The following is an 18,270-nucleotide window of genomic DNA, read 5'->3' on the forward strand; positions in this document are numbered from 1 at the left end:
TGGTTCCTTAACTTCACAATTTTGTGAAACTAGCGTAGCTTCGAAATCATGAAAACGGCAATCTCCGTGTCCGGCCTCCACAAGTCCTTCGGCCGGACCCACGCGTTGGACGGCCTCGACCTCGAAGTCGAGGCAGGTGAGGTCCATGGCTTCCTCGGGCCCAACGGCGCCGGGAAGTCCACCACCATCCGGGTCCTCCTCGGTCTGCTGCGCGCCGACTCCGGTGCGGTGCAGATGCTCGGCAAGGACCCCTGGCACGACGCGGTCGACCTCCACCGCCACATCGCCTACGTCCCCGGGGACGTCACCCTGTGGCGCAACCTGAGCGGCGGAGAGGTCATCGACCTGTACGGACGGCTGCGCGGCGGGCTGGACTCCGCACGCCGCGCCGAGCTCCTGGAGCGGTTCGAGCTCGACCCCACCAAGAAGGGCCGTACGTACTCCAAGGGCAATCGGCAGAAGGTCGCCCTGGTCGCCGCGTTCGCATCCGAAGTGGAGCTGCTGATCCTCGACGAGCCGACCTCCGGGCTCGACCCCCTCATGGAGGAGGTCTTCCGCGAGTGCGTCGCCGAGGAGCGCGACCGCGGTCGTACGGTGCTGCTCTCCAGCCACATCCTCAGCGAGGTCGAGGCGCTCTGCCGGAGGGTGAGCATCATCCGCAAGGGCAAGCGGGTGGAGTCCGGCACACTCGCCGAGCTGCGCCATCTGACCCGTACGTCGGTGACCGCCGAGCTCGCCGGCGAGCCGAACGGCCTGTCCGGCCTCCCCGGTGTGCACAACGTGGACATTCAGGGCCGCCAGGTCAAGCTCCAGGTCGACACCGACAAGATGGACGCCGTGCTGCGCCAGCTCACCCAGGCCGGGGTGCGCAGCCTCATCTCCACCCCGCCCACCCTGGAAGAGCTCTTCCTGCGCCACTACCAGGACGACATCTCGCACACGGAAGCCGAGGCGATCGTCCGATGACCGCCGTAGCCGACGCCCGGGTCTCCCCCCGCACCCGCGGATCGGCCCGCGATCTGGCCGGCACGGGCACGCTGCTGCGGCTCGCCCTGCGGCGCGACCGGATCATGATGCCGGTGTGGGTGCTGTGCCTGGGGCTCACGGCCAGCAGCACCGTCGGCCGTCTGAAGAGCGCGTACGACACCCCCGCCCGGCGCGCCGACCTCGTCCACGACATGAACGGGAACGGGTCGACCCGGGCCCTGTTCGGCGCCGCCTTCGACGACTCGCTCGGCGCGCTCACCGTCTGGCGCGTGGGTGCCTTCCTCACGGTGTTCGCCGCGATCATGAGCCTGCTCATCGTGATCCGGCACACCCGTGAGGAGGAGGAGACCGGCCGTCAGGAGGCGCTCTCCGCCGGGATGGTCGGCCGCCGCGCGGGTCTCACCTCGGCGCTGCTCGCCGTGGGCATCGCCAATGGCGCGGTGACCCTGCTCATCGCGGGCAGCCTCGCGGGCCAGGGCGGCACCGGCGCGCTCGCGCTCGGCCTCGCCGTCGGCCTGTCCGGTATGGCCTTCGGCGGTCTGGCCGCCGTCGCCGCCCAGCTCACGGAGAACGCACGGCTGGCCCGGGGCCTGAGCTCCGCCGCGGTCGGCGTCGCCTTCGTGCTGCGTATGGCGGGTGACGCCGCCGAGGACGGCACCAAGGGCTCCGGCCACGTCCTGGTCTGGCTCTCGCCGCTGGGCTGGGCCGAGTACGCCCGGCCGTACGGGGGCGAGCGCTGGTGGCCGCTGCTGCTGATCGCCGTGCTCGCCGCGGCCTCGATCAGCCTCGCGTACTCCCTCGCGGGCCGTCGCGACGTGGGCGCCAGCTTCTACGCCAGCCGTCCCGGCCCGCCGGCCGCGGGCCCGCTGCTGAACGGGGTCTACGGCCTGGGCTGGCGGCTGCAGCGCGGTGCCCTGCTCGGCTGGGCCGCGGGCTTCGTCTTCGCGGGCGCCATCTTCGGATCCATCTCCGACGGCGCCGACGACTTCCTCGGCGACAGCGACCAGACCCGCGACATCATCCAGCGGATGGGCGGCGCCCAGGGGCTCAACGACGCGTTCCTGGCCGCCATGGTCGGCGTCCTCGGCACCATCCTCGCCGTCTACACCGCCAGCTCCGTGCTGCGGCTGCGCGGCGAGGAGACCGACCAGCGCGCCGAGCCCCTGCTGTCCAACGCCGTGGGCCGGCTGCGCTGGGCCGGGAGCCATCTGGTCATCGCCTACCTCGGCCCGGTCGTCATCCTCGCCATCGGCGGTCTGGCGCTCGGTCTGGGCTACGGCGTCGCGGCGGGCGATCTGGGCGACCAGCTCGGCCGCTGTATGGGCGCCACCCTCGCCCAGCTCCCGGCCCTGTGGGTGCTCACCAGCGTGACGGTCTTCCTCGTGGGCGTGCTGCCGAAGTACTCGGCCGCGGCCTGGGCCTTCGTCGGCTGGGTGGTCGCCCTGGGCTGGATGGGCCCGGCGCTGGAGCTGTCCGATTCCGTCATGAACACCTCGCCCTTCAGCCATCTGCCGAAGCTGCCGGGCGATGAGGTGACGGCCGCACCCTTCCTGTGGCTGCTGCTTCTCTCGGTCGTTCTCGCCGCCGGAGGACTGGTGGGTCTGCGCCGCCGTGACATCGGCGGCTGACCCCCGTCGGCCCACCACACCCCGGCAACCGCCCCCTGTTGTCCACAGGCTGTGGACAACAGGGGGCCCCTTCTGTCTGCGCCGTTCGCCGGGTGCCGTGTCCGCCGCCGCCGTCGTCCGCTCAGAGCTCGACCAGCAGCTCCCGCAGCCCGCGGATCACGAAGTTCGCCTGCGGCTCCGGCTCCTTGACCAGCCGCATCCCGGGCGCCTTACGGAGCAGCGCACCGAAGGAGGCGGCGAGCTCCAGACGGGCCAGCGGGGCACCGAGGCAGTAGTGGATCCCGGCGCCGAAGCTGACATGGGGGTTGTCGGCGCGGGAGAGATCGAGGGTGTCGGGGCGGTCGAAGCGGGCCGGGTCGCGGTTGGCCGAGCCGAAGAGCAGGGCGACCTCGCTGCCGCGCGGGATGACCGTGCCGTCGATCTCGATGTCCTCCAGCACCCAGCGCTCGAAGAGCTGCAGCGGGGTGTCGAAGCGCAGGAGTTCGTCCACGGCGGTGGGCAGCAGCGCGTCCGGGTCGGCGCGGAGCCGGGCGAGCTGCTCGGGGTGGCGGAACAGCGCCCACCAGCCGTTGCCGGTGGAATTGACCGTGGCCTCGTGGCCCGCGTTGAGCAGCAGCACACAGGTGGAGATCATCTCCTGCTCGGTGAGCCGGTCGCCCTCGTCATGCGCGGCGATGAGCCCGCTGATCAGATCGTCCCCCGGGGCGTTACGGCGCGAGTCGATCAACTCGCGCAGATAGCCGGAGAATTCGAGGGACGCGCGCACCGCCCGGCGCGCCGTCTCCTCGCTCGGGCCCAGCTCGTACATCCCGCAGATGGCCGCCGACCAGGGCCGCAGCGCGGGGCGGTCGGCCTGCGGAATGCCGAGCATCTCGGCGATGACGGCCACCGGCAGCGGTTCGGCGACCGCCGTGATGAGATCGCCGCCGCCCGAGGCGACGAGGGAGTCGACGAGTTCGTCCGCGAACCGCCGGATCGTCGGCACCAGCGCCTCGACCGTCCGCGGGGTGAACGCCTTGGAGACGAGCCGCCGCAGCCGGGTGTGGTCCGGCGGTTCGAGATCGAGCATGCCGTGGTCGTTGAGGGTGTGGAACGGCTCGTGCTCGGGCGGCGGCGCGGTGCGGCCGAACTCCTCATGGCTGAAGCGGTGCAGATAGGTGCGGCCGAGCCGGCGGTCCCGCAGCAGGGCGCTGACATCCGCATGCCGCGGGATCAGCCACTGGCGGGAGGGCTCGAACCAGTGCGCACGGCCGCGCTCGCGCAGCGCGGCGTACGCCGGATACGGGTCCGCGACGAACGACGGCTGCCACGGGTCGAAGGCGGGGGCTTCCGCACTGCTGCTGCTCATCCCCGGACGGTACCGCCGGGCCCGCCCGGCCTCCAGGGCCCGCCGGATCCTCCAGGGCATGCTCAGGGGCCTCCGGGGACCTTCCCAGCCTCCAGAGCATGCTCATGCCTCCAGGGCCCCCAGCGCCCGGCTCAGCCTCCAGGGGTCACCAGGCGGGCCTCGTACGCGAACACCGCCGCCTGGGTCCGGTCGCGCAGCCCCAACTTCACCAGGATCCGGCTGACATGCGTCTTCACCGTCGACTCGGCGACGATCAGCCGCTCGGCGATCTCGGCGTTGGAGCAGCCCTGGGCGACCAGCACCAGGACCTCGTTCTCCCGCTCGGTCAGCTCGGCCAGCCGCCCCTGTGGGGAGGGAAGCGGGCCACCGAACCCGGCGGCCTCCCCGATCCGCGAGAACGTGGTGATCAGGCGCTTGGTGATGGTCGGCGCGAGCAGCGCCTCGCCCGCCGCGACGATGCGTACCGCATCGCCGAGCTGACGGGCCGAGGCGTCCTTGAGCAGGAAACCGCTCGCTCCGGAGCGCAACGCCTGGTAGACGTACTCGTCCAGGTCGAAGGTGGTCAGCACGAGCACCTTGGCGTCCGCGTCCGCCGCGACGATCTCCCGGGTGGCCTCGAGGCCGTTGACCTCCGGCATCCGGATGTCCATCAGGACGACGTCGGGGCGCAACGCGGCGACCTGGGCGATGGCCTGGCGCCCGTCGACCGCCTCGCCGATGACCTCGATATCGGGCTGGGCGTTCAGCAGCACGGAGAAGCCCTCGCGGACCATCACCTGGTCGTCGGCGATCAGCACGCGGATGGGAGCGGTGACATCGGTCGTCATGGCTTCATCGTCCCCGGCTCCGGGGCGGGCCCCGGCCGCGGGGGCGTCGCGGTGTCCGGAGCGGCGGCGTCCGCCTCGGGGACCGCGGCGGCCGGGATGAAGACCGCGACCTCGTAGCCGCCGTCCTCCTCCACCGCTCCCGCCGTCATCTCCCCGTTCAGCATCGCCACGCGCTCCCGCATCCCGAGCAGTCCGTGGCCCATGCCCGGCGAGGGGCGTACGAGCTGGGTGGGCGGGCCGTTGACGATCCGCAGGCCAAGACCGCCGAGGACATACGCGATCTCGACGCGGGCGGTGGATCCGGGGGCGTGGCGCAGCGCGTTGGACAGCGCCTCCTGGACGATCCGGTAGGCGGAGAGCTCCACACCGGAGGGCAGCGGGCGTACGGCGCCGGTGACGACGTGCTCGACGGTCAGCCCGGCCGCCCGGACCCCCGCGAAGAGCGTGTCGAGGGTGGCGAGGGTGGGCTGGGGCGCCTCGGGGTCGGCGTCGGCGTAGGCATCGGGGTCGTCGGCGCGGACGACGCCGAGGACGCGGCGGAGTTCGGTGAGCGCGGCGACCGCGTTCTCGCGGATGGTCGCGAAGCTGGTGGCCAGCTCCTCGGGCGGGTTCGCCACCCGGTAGGGCGCGGCCTCCGCCTGGATGGCGATCACGGACATGTGGTGCGCGACGACATCGTGCAACTCGCGGGCGATGGTGGCGCGCTCCTCCAGCAGGGTGCGGCGGGAGCGCTCCTCGTAGGTGGCCGACTGCTCCACGGCGACCTGCTGCTTGGTCTCGCGCAGACTGCGCCGGGCGACGACGGCGCCCACGATGCCGCAGGAGGCGACCACCATGGGGAAGGCGTTCGTGTGCCCCCCGTCGGCGCTGAAATCGCAGGCGATCCCCAACAGCGCCGTGAGCAGCAGCACCTGCCCGGCCACCCGCGGGCGGTTCCGGCTCGCGACGATCATCATCACCGCGACATGCGAGGCGAAGAGGGTCGCAGGCCAGGGCCACATGCTGCTCCCGACCGGTTCGGGGACGCCCAGGCTCCAGAAGACGCTCGCCGCGAAGGACAGCCACCAGGCGCCGATCGGCCGGTAGAGCGCCACCAGCAGGGGTACGGCACTGAGCAGGGCCAGTCCCATGTTCTCGGTCTCACTCGCCACGGCCATGAGATAGAAGGCCCCGACCACGATCGCGGCATGCGGCAACCACGGCACGTACGGCCGCACCGCCCGGGGCATCTGCCGCACCAGCGGGTGCGTGGCGGCCAGCGGCGGCACCGGGCGGAGGGCGAAGGCGCCGGTGATCAGGTCCTTCCGCAGATCGGAGAACGCCCGGCGGAGGGTGCGGAGTTCGGTCCGCGGAATCGTCTGGGTCACGCCGTCCACGGTAGAGAGCGGGCACAGCGCCGTCGTCCCCGGGAATGTGGATTGTGCGGCATCCGCCTCAAGTACTACGCGGTGGGGGCGCGGTGGGGTGGGGCGTGACTGGGTGCGCTGCGGTGCTGCGGCGCTATGAAGCGTCCGGCGGGTCTTTCCCCTCCCCGCCCCTTCCCGTAACCAGGGGCTGGGGCGGGCCCCTGGTTACGGGAAGGGGCGGGACCGCGTATCTCCTCAAGGCCCGTCGGACACCGTCTGGGTGCCGGCTTGTGCTGCCTCGGGTTGCGTGGCCGAGGTGCGCCCGGATGCTGTGCGGCCGGGAGCGCCCCCGGTCACCCGGCCGGGTGCGCACCGACGCAATGCGGCGGCGTACGCCCCGACGTCACGCGGCCAGATGCGTCCCGGGACCTCACGGCCCATTGCCGCCCGGCAATGCTCGGCCGGGAACGGGCCGATAACAACGCGCCAGGTGCACCGCGGTGCTGCGCGGCCGGGCCCGGGGCGATAGCAACGCGCCAGGTGCGCTGCGGTGCTGCGCGGCCGGGTGCGCTGCGGCCGACGGCGCCCCCATTACCTTGCCGGGCCTGTCCCGGCCACGTGGGCGATCTCGTCCGCGACGGTGTGGGCGACGGGCGTGGTGGGGTCGATGGGCGGGAAGTGTCCGCCCTCCGTCCTGACCAGCCGTACGTGCTGGCCGGCGCGGGTCGCGGCCGCCGCGAAGGCGTCCGCGACCGCCGGTGGCACGTCGATGTCGGTGCCGCCCTGCACGATGGTGGTGGGGATCGCGGTGGGCAGCAGTGCGGCGGGGTCGGCAAGGGCGAGCCGGGCCGTCAGTTCATCGCCGTCGCCGCGGACTTCACCGAGGAGTTCGCCGACGGCGCCGGAGCACACGTCCAGCGCGCGGGCCGTGGCGAGGTCCGCGATGGGGGCGAGGGCGACGACACCGCGGAGCGGGGAGGGGGAGGGCACGTGCCAGGGAGTGCCGGACGGCAGCCGATGCCGGGCCGCCGCCCACAGCACGGCGTGCCCGCCCGCGGAGTGCCCGGTGAGCACCACGCGGTCCGGGTCGACCCCGGGGAGCCCGAGCTCCCGGGCGAGGCCCGGCACGGTGTCCACGGCGGCCGCGATGTCGTCGAACGTCTCCGGCCACCGCCCCGCCCGCGCGGGGTCCGCCCCGCCCCGGCGGTATTCGACCGACGCCACCGCGAGCCCCCGCCCCGCCAGGAACGCGGCGAAGGGGGACACATGGCGCCGGTCGTAGGGGGCGCGCCAGGCGCCGCCGTGGAAGAGGAGGACCAGCGGGGCGGGGCGGGCGACCCCGAGCGGCCTGGACGGAAGGTAGAAGTCCGCCACCTGGTCCGGGTGTTCGCCGTACGCGGCGGTCCGGTCCGGAGCCACGGGTGCGAGCCCGAGGGCCGACGCCTCCTCGGCCGCTGCCCCGCCCATCGGTCAGCCCTCCTTCGGGAGCACGTCGGCCAGCACCCGCGCCGCCCGCTCCACCTCGGCGAAGCCCGTGTACAGCGGGGTGAAGCCGAAGCGCAGCACATCGGGGCGGCGGAAGTCGCCCACGACACCGCGCCGCGTCAGCTCCGCCATCACCTCCCCCGCGTCCGCGCACCGCAGCGCCACCTGGCTGCCGCGCTCCGCGTGTGCGGCGGGGGTGAGGGACCGCACGCGACCGGCCGGGACGTAGTTGTCGACGCAGCGGAGGAAGAAGTCCGTCAGGGCCAGGCTCTTGGCCCTGACGTCCTCGATCGTCACGTCGTCCCACACCTCGAGGGCGGCCTCCAGCGCCAGCATCGAGAGGATGTCCGGGGTGCCGACGCGGCCGCGGGCCGAGCCGTCGGCCGGGGTGTAGGCGGAGGCCATGCCGAAGGGGTCGGCATGCGAGTTCCAGCCGGGCAGCGGCGAGTCGAAGCGGGGCTGGTGCGCACGGGCGACGTACAGATACGCGGGCGCGCCGGGCCCGCCGTTGAGGTACTTGTACGTGCAGCCGACCGCGAGGTCGACCCCGTGGGCGTCCAGCCCGACCGGCAGGGCGCCCGCGCTGTGGCACAGGTCCCAGACGACGAGCCCGCCCGCCGCGTGCACGGCGGCCGTGGTCCCGGGCAGATCGTGGAGGCGGCCGGTGCGGTAGTCCACGTGGTTGACGAGCGCGACGGCGGTGCGCGCGCCCACGGCGGTGGGCATGTCGCCCGCCGCGACCGGCCGCAGGGCGCAGCCGGTCATCCGGGCGGCGGACTCGGCGATATAGCCGTCGGTGGGGAAGGTGGCCTCGTCGACCAGGATCTGATCGCGGTGGGCGCCGCGCTCCTGGGCGATCCGTACGGCCGCGACGACCGCCTTGAAGACGTTCACGCTCGTCGAGTCGCCCACCACGACCTGGCCGGGGGCGGCACCGACGAGCCGGCCGACGCGGTCACCGATCCGCTCCGGCGCGGTCCACCAGCCGCTCTCCTCCCAGGAGCGGATGCGCAGCTCGCCCCATTCGCGGGCGACCACCTCGGCAAGGCGGGGCGGGACGGCACGCGGCAGCGCGCCCAGCGAGTTGCCGTCGAGGTAGATCACGTCGTCGAGGGTGAAGGCGTCGCGCTTGGCGCGCAGCCGGTCGGCCGCGTCGAGCGCGGTGGCCTCGTCGCTCAGCCCGGTCCGAGGCAGCCGGGGCTCGGCCGCGCCGGACTCGACCGGACCGCGCTCGGCCGCGCCTCGCTCGGCCGCGCCAGGCTCGGCCAGACCGCGCTCGGCACCGGTCGGCTCGAGCTCGGTCGACCCAGTACCGGCCGCCCCGGACTTGGCGCCGCCCACCCCGGTCGCGGCGCCCGTCGACTCCGTACCGGACGACTCGGCCGCAGCCGGCTCGGCCCCGGGCAGCTCGGCCCCGGTGCCAGCCGGTTCGGCCCCGGTGCCGGTCGGCTCGGCCCCGGTGCCGGTCGGTTCAGACCCCGTCGGCCCGGACTCGGCACTCCTCGGCGCGGCGTCCGCCGACTCCGTGGGGATCGTCGCGTCAGACATGGCTGCGCGCCGTCCACAGCTCGGGGAAGACCGTCTTGCCCGCGCGCTTCTCCAGCCAGGCGACCCCGGCCGAGCCGCCGGTGCCGGTCTTGGCGCCCATCGCCCGCCGGGTCGCCACCAAGTGGTCGTTGCGCCAGCGCCACACCAGCTCGGCGACCTCGGTGAGCGCCTCGCCGAGCCGGACCAGCTCACCCTCGCGCGGGCCGGAGTAGATCTCCTCCCAGACCCGCTCCACCCCCGGATCGGGTTCATAGCGCAGGGCGGGATCGCGGTCCAGCACGGCGGCCGGGACGGCGAGGCCGCGGCGGGCGAGATAGCGCAGCACCTCGTCGTAGAGGCTGGGCTCGGTCAGCGCCTTCTCCAGCTCGGCGTGGACCCGCGGCGCGCCCCGGTGCGGGACGAGCATGGACGCGGACTTCTCGCCGAGCAGGAACTCCAGCCGCCGGTACATCGCCGACTGGAAGCCGGAGCCGTCACCGAGCGCGGAGCGGTACGCGTTGAACTGGCCGGGGGTGAGATGGGCCAGCGGCTTCCAGGAGGCGTTGAGCGACTCCAGCTCGTAGGCCGAGCGCTGGAGCGCGGCCATCGTCGTGGGCAGATCGTCCTCGCGCAGCGCCTGCGCGGCGGTGTGCCACTCATGGACGATCACGGTGAACCACAGCTCCATGACCTGGGTGGTCACCAGGAACACCATCTCGCCGGGGTCGTCGGAGAGGGGGCGCTGGAGGTGGGTGAGCACGGACGCCTGGACGTAGTCCTCGTACGGGGTGGTGCCGTCGAAGTCCAGATGGGGGGCCTCGAGCTCGGCCCCGCCCGGTGCGGTCCGGCTCGATGGGGCCTCGCTCGGCGTGGTCCCGCTCGGAGCGGTCCGGCCTCGGGCGGCCCCGCTCGGCGTGGTCCCGCCCGGGGCGGTCCGGCCTTGAGGGGTCCCGCCTGGGGTGGCCTGGGCCGGGGCGGCGTGGTCAGGGACAGGCTGCTGCGACATCGCATCTCCTGAGTACTGCTCGCTACCGGGTAGCGGTCCGCCCCATCCTTTCGGTCTCGGAGCCCCGGTCCCCTCGGGGCCCACAGCCGAAGGGGCCCCGCACCGCATCATCCGCGCCGCACGGACGATCGGCAAGTACGGAAGGGGCCCGTGGGGCGTACGACACCCCACGGGCCCGGTACGCCTCGTTACGTCTCGTTGCGCCTCAGGAGCGCCTCAGGAGCCCTTCGGGAGCTCCTCAGGAGAGCGTGTCCGCCGCGGTCGGGGAGCTCTCGCGCAGGAAGGTCGAGCAGCGCTCGTACTCCTCCTGCTCGCCGATGGACTGCGCGGCGCGCGCGAGCGCGTGCAGGGCGCGCAGGAAGCCACGGTTGGGCTCGTGCTCGAAGGGCACGGGGCCGTGGCCCTTCCAGCCGCTGCGGCGCAGGGCGTCGAGTCCGCGGTGGTAGCCGGTGCGGGCGTACGCGTAGGACTCGACCACCCGGCCGGCCTCGAACGCCTCGTCGGCGAGCTGGGCCCAGGCGAGCGAGGAGGCCGGGTACTTCGCGGCGACCTCGGACGGGGCCGCGCCGGAGGCGAGCAGCTCCCGTGGCTCCGGGTCGTCGGGCAGATGGGTCGGGGGCGGTCCCCCGAGCAGGTTCTCGTGAATGGCCATGGGTTCCAGTCTGCCTGGTCCAGGGCCCCACCCGACACGCTCAAGCCATGTGGTCCGCAGATCGGGGGGGGTCGAGGGGGGCGAGGGGGTCGAGGGGGTCGAGGGGCACGTCCAAGGGCGCGTCCGGCGCGAAGAGGGGTGAAGAGGGCGCGGGTCAGGTGCCGGAGCGTCCCTCACCCGGGTCCAGGGGCGGCGCCGCGGACAGGTCGCCCGGATCCAGGGGCGGCGCCGCCACACCGCAGTGGTACGCGCACTCAGGGCGGCACAGCAGCCCCTCCGTCCGTACGGCGCCCTCGGTACGTTCCGCCGGTACGGCGGCCGGCTCGGTGGTCGGCACGGCGGCCGGCTCGGCCCGCTCCGGCGCCGGGCCCACCTCCGCGCCCGCCCCCGCCTCCTCGCCCACCGGCTCCAGGGCGTCCGAGCGCACCGTGCGCCAGGCGAGGACCGCCCCCACCACCAGCACCCCGGCACAGATCGGCATCGCCCGCCGGAAGGTGTCCCCGAACGCGTCCGCCGACCGGTACGCCTCCGGGCCCATCCCCGCGAGCAGCGGCAGCGCCGCCACCGCGATCAGGCCCGCCGCACGGGCCGCCGCGTTGTTGACGCCGCTGGCCAGACCCGCGCGGGCGACGTCCACCGAGGCCAGGACGGTCGCGGTGAGCGGGGCGACCACCACCACCATGCCCATGCCCAGCACCAGCAGCGCGGGCAGGATGTCCCGCCAGTAGACCGCCCCCACCCCGGCCCGGGTCATCAGCAGCATCCCCGCCGCGCACAGCAGCGGGCCCACGGTCAGCGGGATCCGCGGGCCGATGCGCTTGCCCAGCTCTCCCGAACGGGCCGACAGCAGCAGCATCAGCGTGGTCGTCGGCAGCAGCGCGGTACCGGCGGCGAGCGCGGAGTAGCCCACGACCACCTGAAGGTCGAGCACCGAGAGGAAGAAGAAGCCGCCGAAGGCCGCGTAGACGCACAGGGTCACCGCGTTGACGGCGCTGAACTGGTGGGAGGAGAAGATGGAGAGCGGCAGCATCGGCTCGCGCCGCCGGTGCTCCACGAGGACGAAGACCACTCCGAGCGCCAGCCCGGCCACGGCCGGGACCACCACGGCGGGCGAGGCGCCCTTCTGCGGCGCGGCGATCAGCGCATAGGTGATCAGGCCGAGGGTCGCCGCCCCCAGCACGGCACCGAGGACGTCGAACCGGCCGTGCGCCCGCGGATTGCTGGTCTCCGGTACATGGCGCAAAGCGACCGGCACACACACCGCGGCCAGGGGCACATTGATGAAGAACACCCAGCGCCAGCCGGGCCCGTCCACCAGCCAGCCGCCGAGGAACGGCCCGATGGCCGCCCCCACCCCGCCGAAGCCGGACCACAGCCCGATCGCCCGCGCCCGGTCGTCGTGGTGGATCACCGACTGGATCAGCGCGAGCGACCCCGGGGTGAGCAGCGCCCCGCCGATGCCCTGCAGCGCCCGCGCGGCGATGAGCACCCCGGCGTTCGGCGCCAGTCCGCACGCCAGCGAGGCCAGCGAGAACCACACCACCCCGGTGACGAACACCCGCCGCCGCCCGAACCGGTCCCCGAGCGCCCCGCCGAGCAGGATCAGCCCGGCGAGGGTGAGCATGTAGGCGTTGACGGTCCACTGCAGTACGGGGAGATCGGCACCCAGGTCGAGCCCGATGCGCGGCAGGGCGACATTGACGACGGTGCTGTCGAGCAGGGCCATGGCGGAACCCAGCACGGTGGTGAACACCAGCCACCGCCCGGCCGGCACGGAGAGCCTGACCGGCTGACCGTTTCCCGGAGCGCGGCCCGCCCCGGGCGTGGCTCCGCCCATACCTGGATCATCCTCGTCTTGCCGTTTGTGGGCAATCGTTCCGCAGGGCGGGACGGGTGGGCACAAACGGGCCACCGACCCGCACCCGAAAACGAATCCGCGAGGCGCACGGCAAACGGGCCCGGCGGCTCGCCGCGAAGGCGAGCGCCGGGCCCGTAAGAGCGAGCCGGAGAACGGACTACTTCAGCTTCGTGCCCGTGGACCGAAGGTTCGCGCAAGCCTGGGTGACCCGCTCCGACATCCCCTTCTCGGCCAGCTTGCCCCAGCTCCGCGGGTCGTACTGCTTCTTGTTGCCGACCTCGCCGTCGACCTTCAGCACCCCGTCGTAGTTGCGGAACATGTGGTCCGCGATCGGGCGGGTGAAGGCGTACTGGGTGTCCGTGTCGAGGTTCATCTTCACCACACCGTTCTCCAGCGCGGTGCGGATCTCCTCCTCCGTGGAGCCGGAGCCGCCGTGGAAGACGAAGAAGAACGGGTCCTGCTTGCCGTACTTCGCGGCGACACCGTCCTGGAGCTCACGCAGCAGCTCCGGGCGGAGGACGACATTGCCCGGCTTGTAGACGCCGTGGACGTTGCCGAACGAGGCGGCGAGCAGGTAGCGGCCCTTGTCGCCCAGGCCGATGGCCTCGGCGGTGCGCAGGGCGTCGTCGACCGTCGTGTACAGCTTGTCGTTGATCTCGTGGGTGACGCCGTCCTCCTCGCCACCGGTCGGGGTGATCTCGACCTCGAGGATGATCTTCGCCTTGACGGCCTCGGCGAGCAGCTCCCGCGCGATGCTGAGGTTGTCGTCGAGCGTCTCGGCGGAGCCGTCCCACATGTGGGACTGGAACAGCGGGTTCTGACCGTTGGCGACGCGCTCCTGGGAGATCTTGAGCAGCGGGCGGACATAGCCGTCCAGCTTGTCCTTCGGGCAGTGGTCGGTGTGGAGGGCGATGTGCACCGGGTACTTCTCGGCGACGACATGCGCGAACTCGGCGAGACCGACCGCACCGGTGACCATGTCCTTGCTGTACTGGCCACCCAGGAACTCGGCACCACCGGTGGAGATCTGGACGATGCCGTCGCTCTCCGCCTCGGCGAAGCCGCGGAGGGCGGCGTGCAGAGTCTGCGTCGAGGTCACGTTGATCGCGGGGTAGGCGAACTTGCCTGCCTTCGCCCGGTCGAGCATCTCGTTGTAGATCTCAGGGGATGCGATGGGCATCTGACCGCTCCTTGTATGTGCGGGTTAGTCGTACTCGGCCCTGACCTAGGGGCGACGTCATCGTCGGGGCCATAATCCCAGACTCCGTCGATTGCTCCACACGGCGCACGCGGAGACCACACGGACGGGGGTGGGTGGTTTCACGTGAAACGTCCGACCGTCCCACCCACCACGATTCAGCTCAGCTCGAGGTCGGCAAGCGAGTACGCCGGGAGGTACGGCAGCCCGGCGTCCGCGATCGCAGGCGCGGCGCCGCGCTCGACGATCGTCGCGACCGCGACGACCTCCGCACCCGCCTCCCGTGCCGCCTCCACCGCGGTCAGCGGCGAACCGCCGGTGGTGGAGGTGTCCTCCACCACCAGCACCCGGCGACCCGCGATGTCCGGGCCCTCGATCCGCCGCTGCATCCCGTGCGTCTTCTGGGCCTTGCGGACCACGAAGGCGTCGAGCCGACGGCCGCGCGCGGCGGCCGCGTGCAGCATGGACGTGGCCACCGGGTCGGCGCCCAGCGTCAGACCGCCCACCGCGTCGTACTCCAGATCGGCCGTGGCCTCGAGCATGACCTGCCCGACCAGCGGCGCGGCCTCGGCGTCCAGGGTGATCCGGCGCAGGTCGATGTAGTAGTCGGCCTCACGCCCGGAGGAGAGGGTCACCTTGCCGTGGACCACGGCCTTGTCCTTGATCTGCTGCAGCAGGGCGTCACGCGCATCGCTCATGCGCATGAGCTTAGGCGGTGGCCCTCGGAACCCCTCACGGCACTCCGTTCCCGCAGGCCGAGCCGCCCCGCTCCGCACCATGAGGCCACTCGTCAGGCCGCTCCTCAGGCCGCTCGTCAGGCCGCTCCTCAGGCCGCTCGTCAGGCCGCTCCTCAGGCCGCTCGTCAGGCCGCTCCTCAGGCCAGCGTGCGCCAGCTCCAGGTCATGGAGAGCTCCAGCGGATCGATGGGGGTGACCAGGCGCGGCAGGAGGTTGAGGCCGTTGGGCGGGCCGGACTGCGGTTCGACGCACACCGCCTCCGCCTGCTCGTCGTAGACGACCACCCACTCCGTGCGGCTGGTGACCTTCAGTTCCAGCCGGCCGGGCCAGGTGAGCGTGACGTCCACCCCCTGCGGCATGCCGAAGCAGTCGTCCCAGGGGCCGGGCTTCGGCGCGATCCGGCGGCCGGTGGGGAGGTGGTCCTCCCCGCGCTCCTCCTGCCATGCGGCGTCGAAGGCGATCTCGGCATCGGCACCGCCGTCGCCCAGGTTCCGCAGGAACCACGGATGCCAGCCCACCTGCGCCGGGAAGGAATCGCCGTCGGTCTCCACGCTCATGGTGACGGTCGCGCTGTCCGGGGAGAGCTCGAAGGTCTGGGTGACCCGGCCCTCGTACGGCCAGGGGTCGGCGAGTTCATAGGTGAAGGCCGCGGTGGACTGGCCGGTCCTGACCTGGCTCCAGGCGACGTTCCGGCCGGTTCCGTGGATCGCGTGCGGCGGGGAGTTGATGGGCAGTTGGTGGGTCTGCCCGCCATTGCGGAACCGGCCAAGACCGGTCCTACCGCACCACGGCACCATCGGGAACGCCCCGAACCGCGGGCCCTGTCGCAGCAGCTCCGTACCGCCGATGCGCAGTGAACCGATACAGCAGCCGTTCTCGGGTGAGACGGTCAGCTCGGCGTCCCCGGCGGTCAGCCGTACGCCCTTGGTCTCCGGTGTCTCTTCGGTGGTCACAGCTACCGACCCTATGCGCACACGGTCATCGGCGGCGGCGAAGTACCCGACGGCCCACGACGACGACGGAGGCGATCACCACCGCCGCGGCGGGCGCGGCCCAGCGCAGGGTGGCGCTGGTGGAGACGGTCTCGGGCGCGGGGACGGGGGCGTAGCGGCCGCGCGGCGGGGCGTGGTCGACCTCCTCCGTGGAGCGGCCGATCATCGTGCGGCGGGCGTGGGCGGCCTCGGCCGGGGGCTCGTCGTCCAGGTCGTCGAGATCGGCGAGGTCGCCGAAGCCGACGGGCTCCTCGACGGCGTCCGGGTCGTCGACGTCCTCGAGGTCGCCGACGTCGTCGATGTCCATGTCGTCGGCCGACAGCGGAAGCTCGGCCTCGGTCGGCAGCCCGGACTCCTCCGCGGCGGCGCCCTTACCGGCGTCAGCGTCACCATCACCGGCCTCGTCCTCAGCGGCCTCGTCGGTGGGCCTGCCAGGGGCCTCGTCCTCGGTGACGGCGGTGATCGGGGACTTCTGCAGCCCGGCGGTGAGCGCCGAGGCGAACCGGTCCAGCATCCGGCGGGCCACGGTCGTGGAGGCCTCGTCGTCGAACTCGGCCAGCCGCCCCTCGCTGTGGACCGTCCCGGCGCAGCTCAGCTCCGTACCGCCCTCGACGGGCTTGGGCGTCACGGTCAGCGCCAGCTTCACCGAGCCGCTGCCGCGCGCCTCGGTGCCCTCGCCCTCGATCTCGAAGGCATCGGCGCGCCGACCGACGCGCAGCACGCCGCGGTAGGTGATGGTGGACCCGCCGATGCGCAGCCGCAGCCGGCCGGAAAGCGGCCCGGCGGCCTCATCGGCGTCCCGCTGGAGCCCGGGGACGCAACGGGCGACGCGATCGGGCTCCGCGAGCGCCAGCCGGACGGTGTCGACGGGAAACGGAACGAACACCTCATGCTCCATAGCTCAAAACACTACCCATCGCTCGTTACCTGAGACCCGTTCCCGGTCAACTTTCCGCACCGGGCGCGCCGCCCACGGCAGCCTTGCCCTGTGGTCTCCCCCGTGGCCCCGCCCCCGGCGAGGGCCTGCCGAGGCGCCTCACTCCCCATACCGCGGCCGCATCAATGTGGAGGGCGGCAGTCCCGCCTCCCGGTGCCGCTCGGCGGCGCGACGGGCCGCCCGAAGCCCCTCCTCCGTCAGCGAGCGCGGCCGCGGATCGTGGGGGGCCAGCCGCACCCCCACCGGGGAGCGCGCCGCCAGCACGAAGCCCCAGTCCTGCGGGGAACCACGGCCGGGACGCGGGGAGCCACGGCCCGGGCGCGGGGCGTCGATCACATAGGGCGCGGTCCGCAGCCCGACCGAGCGCATCGTCGCGTCCACCGTCCAGAACGCCCGTGGCTCGGGCCGCAGCGGTCCGGCGTGGACCACCAGCCGGCCGCCGGGCGCCAGCGCCCGCTCGGCCAGGCCGTAGAACTCCTGCGAGTAGTACTTGGTGCTCGGGGTGAGCTCGGGGGCGGGCAGATCGCAGACCACCACGTCGTACGCCATGGACCGGCGCAGCCAGTCGAAGGCGTCCGCCGTCACCGCCCGCACCCGCGGATCGCGGTAGGCGCCGCCGTTGAGCGCGGACAGGCCCGGATCGCGGCGGGCCAGCCGCACCACCTCCGCGTCGCGCTCCACGACGGTCACCGACCGGACCCCCGGGTACCGCAGGACCTCGCGCACCGCGAGCCCGTCGCCCCCGCCCAGCACCAGGACCCGGCCGTGCGGTCCGGCGGCCATCGCCGGGTGGATCAGCGCCTCGTGGTAGCGGACCTCGTCGCGCCCGCTGACCCGCAGCCGCCCGTTGACGAAGAGGGCCAGCGGCCGCCCGCTCGCCCCGCCGCCCACGAGCACGATCTCCTGCTCGCCGGTGCGCAGCGCGACTCGCACCCCCGGTCCGTAGACGGCCTGCCGGGCGGCCCGCTCGAAGGACGGGGTCAGCACGGCACCGGCGGTCAGCGCGGCGAGCACCAGCCCATTGGCGACGATCAGCGTCCACCGCGCCCGTACGCTCAGATCGCGGCGGAAGAGCCAGAGCACCAGCGCCCCGCCCGCGACCGCGTTGACCGCGCCGGTGACCAGCGCGCCGGTCAGCTGGCCGAACGCGGGCAGCAGCAGAAAGGGAAAGGCGAGCCCGCCGACCAGCGCGCCCACATAGTCCGCCGCGAACAGATCGGCCACCGCGCCCCCCGCGTCCTGCCGGCGCACCCGCTGGATGAGGGTCATCAGCAGCGGCACCTCGGCTCCGATGAGCACCCCGATCGCGAACGAGAAGCCGACAAGCGCGGAGCGCGAGTGACCGCCCCATGCGAAGCAGGCGTACAGCGCCATCGCCGAGCAGCCGCCGACGAGCGCGAGCACCGCCTCGACCGCGCCGAAGCCGACGGCGGCCCGGCAGCGCAGCCGCTTGGCCAGCAGCGAGCCGACGCCCATGGCGAAGACCATCACGGACAGCACCACGGATGCCTGGGTGACCGAGTCACCCGCCAAGTACGAGGCCAGCGCGACGAGTTCGAGCTCGTAGACGAGACCGCAGGCGGCGCAGACGAAGACGGTGCCGAGAACGAGGAAGCGGCCGAGCGTCGCCCGCACGGGCAGCCGCGCCGGAGGGCCGGACTCCGGCGACGACGGCGCATCCGAGACGGCGGACATCGGCGAATCGATCACAAAGGGAACGCTACGTTACATATCGCTTACGC

The 18,270-nt window shown here is 73.0% G+C and carries 15 protein-coding genes; 2 read left to right on the forward strand and 13 right to left on the reverse strand.

Translation table 11 applies throughout. The features are described 5' to 3' along the window. The first annotated feature begins 48 nt into the window (after positions 1-48). Both J8403_RS20655 and J8403_RS20660 read left to right on the forward strand, forming a co-directional pair. Positions 49-966 carry an ABC transporter ATP-binding protein gene (locus J8403_RS20655; RefSeq protein ID WP_211124460.1) on the forward strand — a complete coding sequence of 306 codons (918 nt, stop codon included), beginning with the start codon at positions 49-51 and terminating at the stop codon, positions 964-966. Next, positions 963-2,615, forward strand: coding sequence for an ABC transporter permease (locus J8403_RS20660; protein ID WP_211124461.1), 1,653 nt, complete (start codon positions 963-965; stop codon positions 2,613-2,615). Before J8403_RS20655 ends, J8403_RS20660 begins: the two co-directional genes overlap by 4 nt. Before the next feature lie 121 nt (positions 2,616-2,736). Here the strand turns inward: J8403_RS20660 and J8403_RS20665 are convergent, their stop codons facing one another. The 13 genes from J8403_RS20665 to J8403_RS20725 form a co-directional block, all read right to left on the reverse strand. Further along, on the reverse strand, positions 2,737-3,963 hold the full coding sequence (locus tag J8403_RS20665) for a cytochrome P450 (RefSeq protein ID WP_211124462.1): 1,227 nt from the start codon (positions 3,961-3,963) through the stop codon (positions 2,737-2,739). A gap of 131 nt (positions 3,964-4,094) precedes the next feature. Further along, a complete protein-coding gene (locus tag J8403_RS20670; RefSeq protein WP_211124463.1) occupies positions 4,095-4,790 on the reverse strand; it encodes a response regulator in 696 nt (231 codons plus the stop codon). Further along, positions 4,787-6,166 (reverse strand): sensor histidine kinase, encoded by a 1,380-nt coding sequence (locus J8403_RS20675; protein WP_211124464.1) that lies wholly within the window; start codon positions 6,164-6,166, stop codon positions 4,787-4,789. Before J8403_RS20675 ends, J8403_RS20670 begins: the two co-directional genes overlap by 4 nt. 561 nt (positions 6,167-6,727) lie before the next feature. After that, complete coding sequence (locus tag J8403_RS20680; RefSeq protein ID WP_211124465.1) at positions 6,728-7,603, reverse strand: alpha/beta hydrolase; 876 nt, start codon at positions 7,601-7,603, stop codon at positions 6,728-6,730. Positions 7,604-7,606: 3 nt separating this feature from the next. Continuing rightward, positions 7,607-8,815 carry a kynureninase gene (gene kynU / locus J8403_RS20685; RefSeq protein WP_211128349.1) on the reverse strand — a complete coding sequence of 403 codons (1,209 nt, stop codon included), beginning with the start codon at positions 8,813-8,815 and terminating at the stop codon, positions 7,607-7,609. Between the two features lie 346 nt (positions 8,816-9,161). Then, complete coding sequence (locus J8403_RS20690; RefSeq protein ID WP_246585919.1) at positions 9,162-10,154, reverse strand: tryptophan 2,3-dioxygenase family protein; 993 nt, start codon at positions 10,152-10,154, stop codon at positions 9,162-9,164. A gap of 238 nt (positions 10,155-10,392) precedes the next feature. Beyond that, on the reverse strand, positions 10,393-10,806 hold the full coding sequence (locus J8403_RS20695) for a DUF3151 domain-containing protein (protein WP_078642619.1): 414 nt from the start codon (positions 10,804-10,806) through the stop codon (positions 10,393-10,395). A 154-nt stretch (positions 10,807-10,960) separates the two neighbouring features. Beyond that, positions 10,961-12,643 carry an MFS transporter gene (locus tag J8403_RS20700; protein ID WP_211124466.1) on the reverse strand — a complete coding sequence of 561 codons (1,683 nt, stop codon included), beginning with the start codon at positions 12,641-12,643 and terminating at the stop codon, positions 10,961-10,963. A 178-nt stretch (positions 12,644-12,821) separates the two neighbouring features. After that, complete coding sequence (fbaA, locus tag J8403_RS20705) at positions 12,822-13,844, reverse strand: class II fructose-bisphosphate aldolase (RefSeq protein ID WP_211124467.1); 1,023 nt, start codon at positions 13,842-13,844, stop codon at positions 12,822-12,824. Between the two features lie 176 nt (positions 13,845-14,020). After that, a complete protein-coding gene (gene pyrE, locus J8403_RS20710; protein ID WP_093463450.1) occupies positions 14,021-14,566 on the reverse strand; it encodes an orotate phosphoribosyltransferase in 546 nt (181 codons plus the stop codon). A gap of 170 nt (positions 14,567-14,736) precedes the next feature. Further along, entirely contained in the window at positions 14,737-15,552 is an 816-nt protein-coding gene (locus J8403_RS20715) for an aldose epimerase family protein (protein ID WP_211124468.1), read from the reverse strand. 25 nt (positions 15,553-15,577) lie between these two features. Next, the gene (locus J8403_RS20720; RefSeq protein ID WP_211124469.1) at positions 15,578-16,489 is read right to left on the reverse strand and encodes an SRPBCC domain-containing protein; all 912 of its coding nucleotides are present in this window, start codon (positions 16,487-16,489) and stop codon (positions 15,578-15,580) included. Between the two features lie 138 nt (positions 16,490-16,627). Continuing rightward, complete coding sequence (locus J8403_RS20725; RefSeq protein WP_211128351.1) at positions 16,628-18,223, reverse strand: polyamine aminopropyltransferase; 1,596 nt, start codon at positions 18,221-18,223, stop codon at positions 16,628-16,630. Positions 18,224-18,270: the final 47 nt, after the last annotated feature.

Origin of the sequence: Streptomyces yatensis (assembly GCF_018069625.1) — a bacterium.
Classification (GTDB): Bacteria; Actinomycetota; Actinomycetes; order Streptomycetales; family Streptomycetaceae; genus Streptomyces; species Streptomyces yatensis.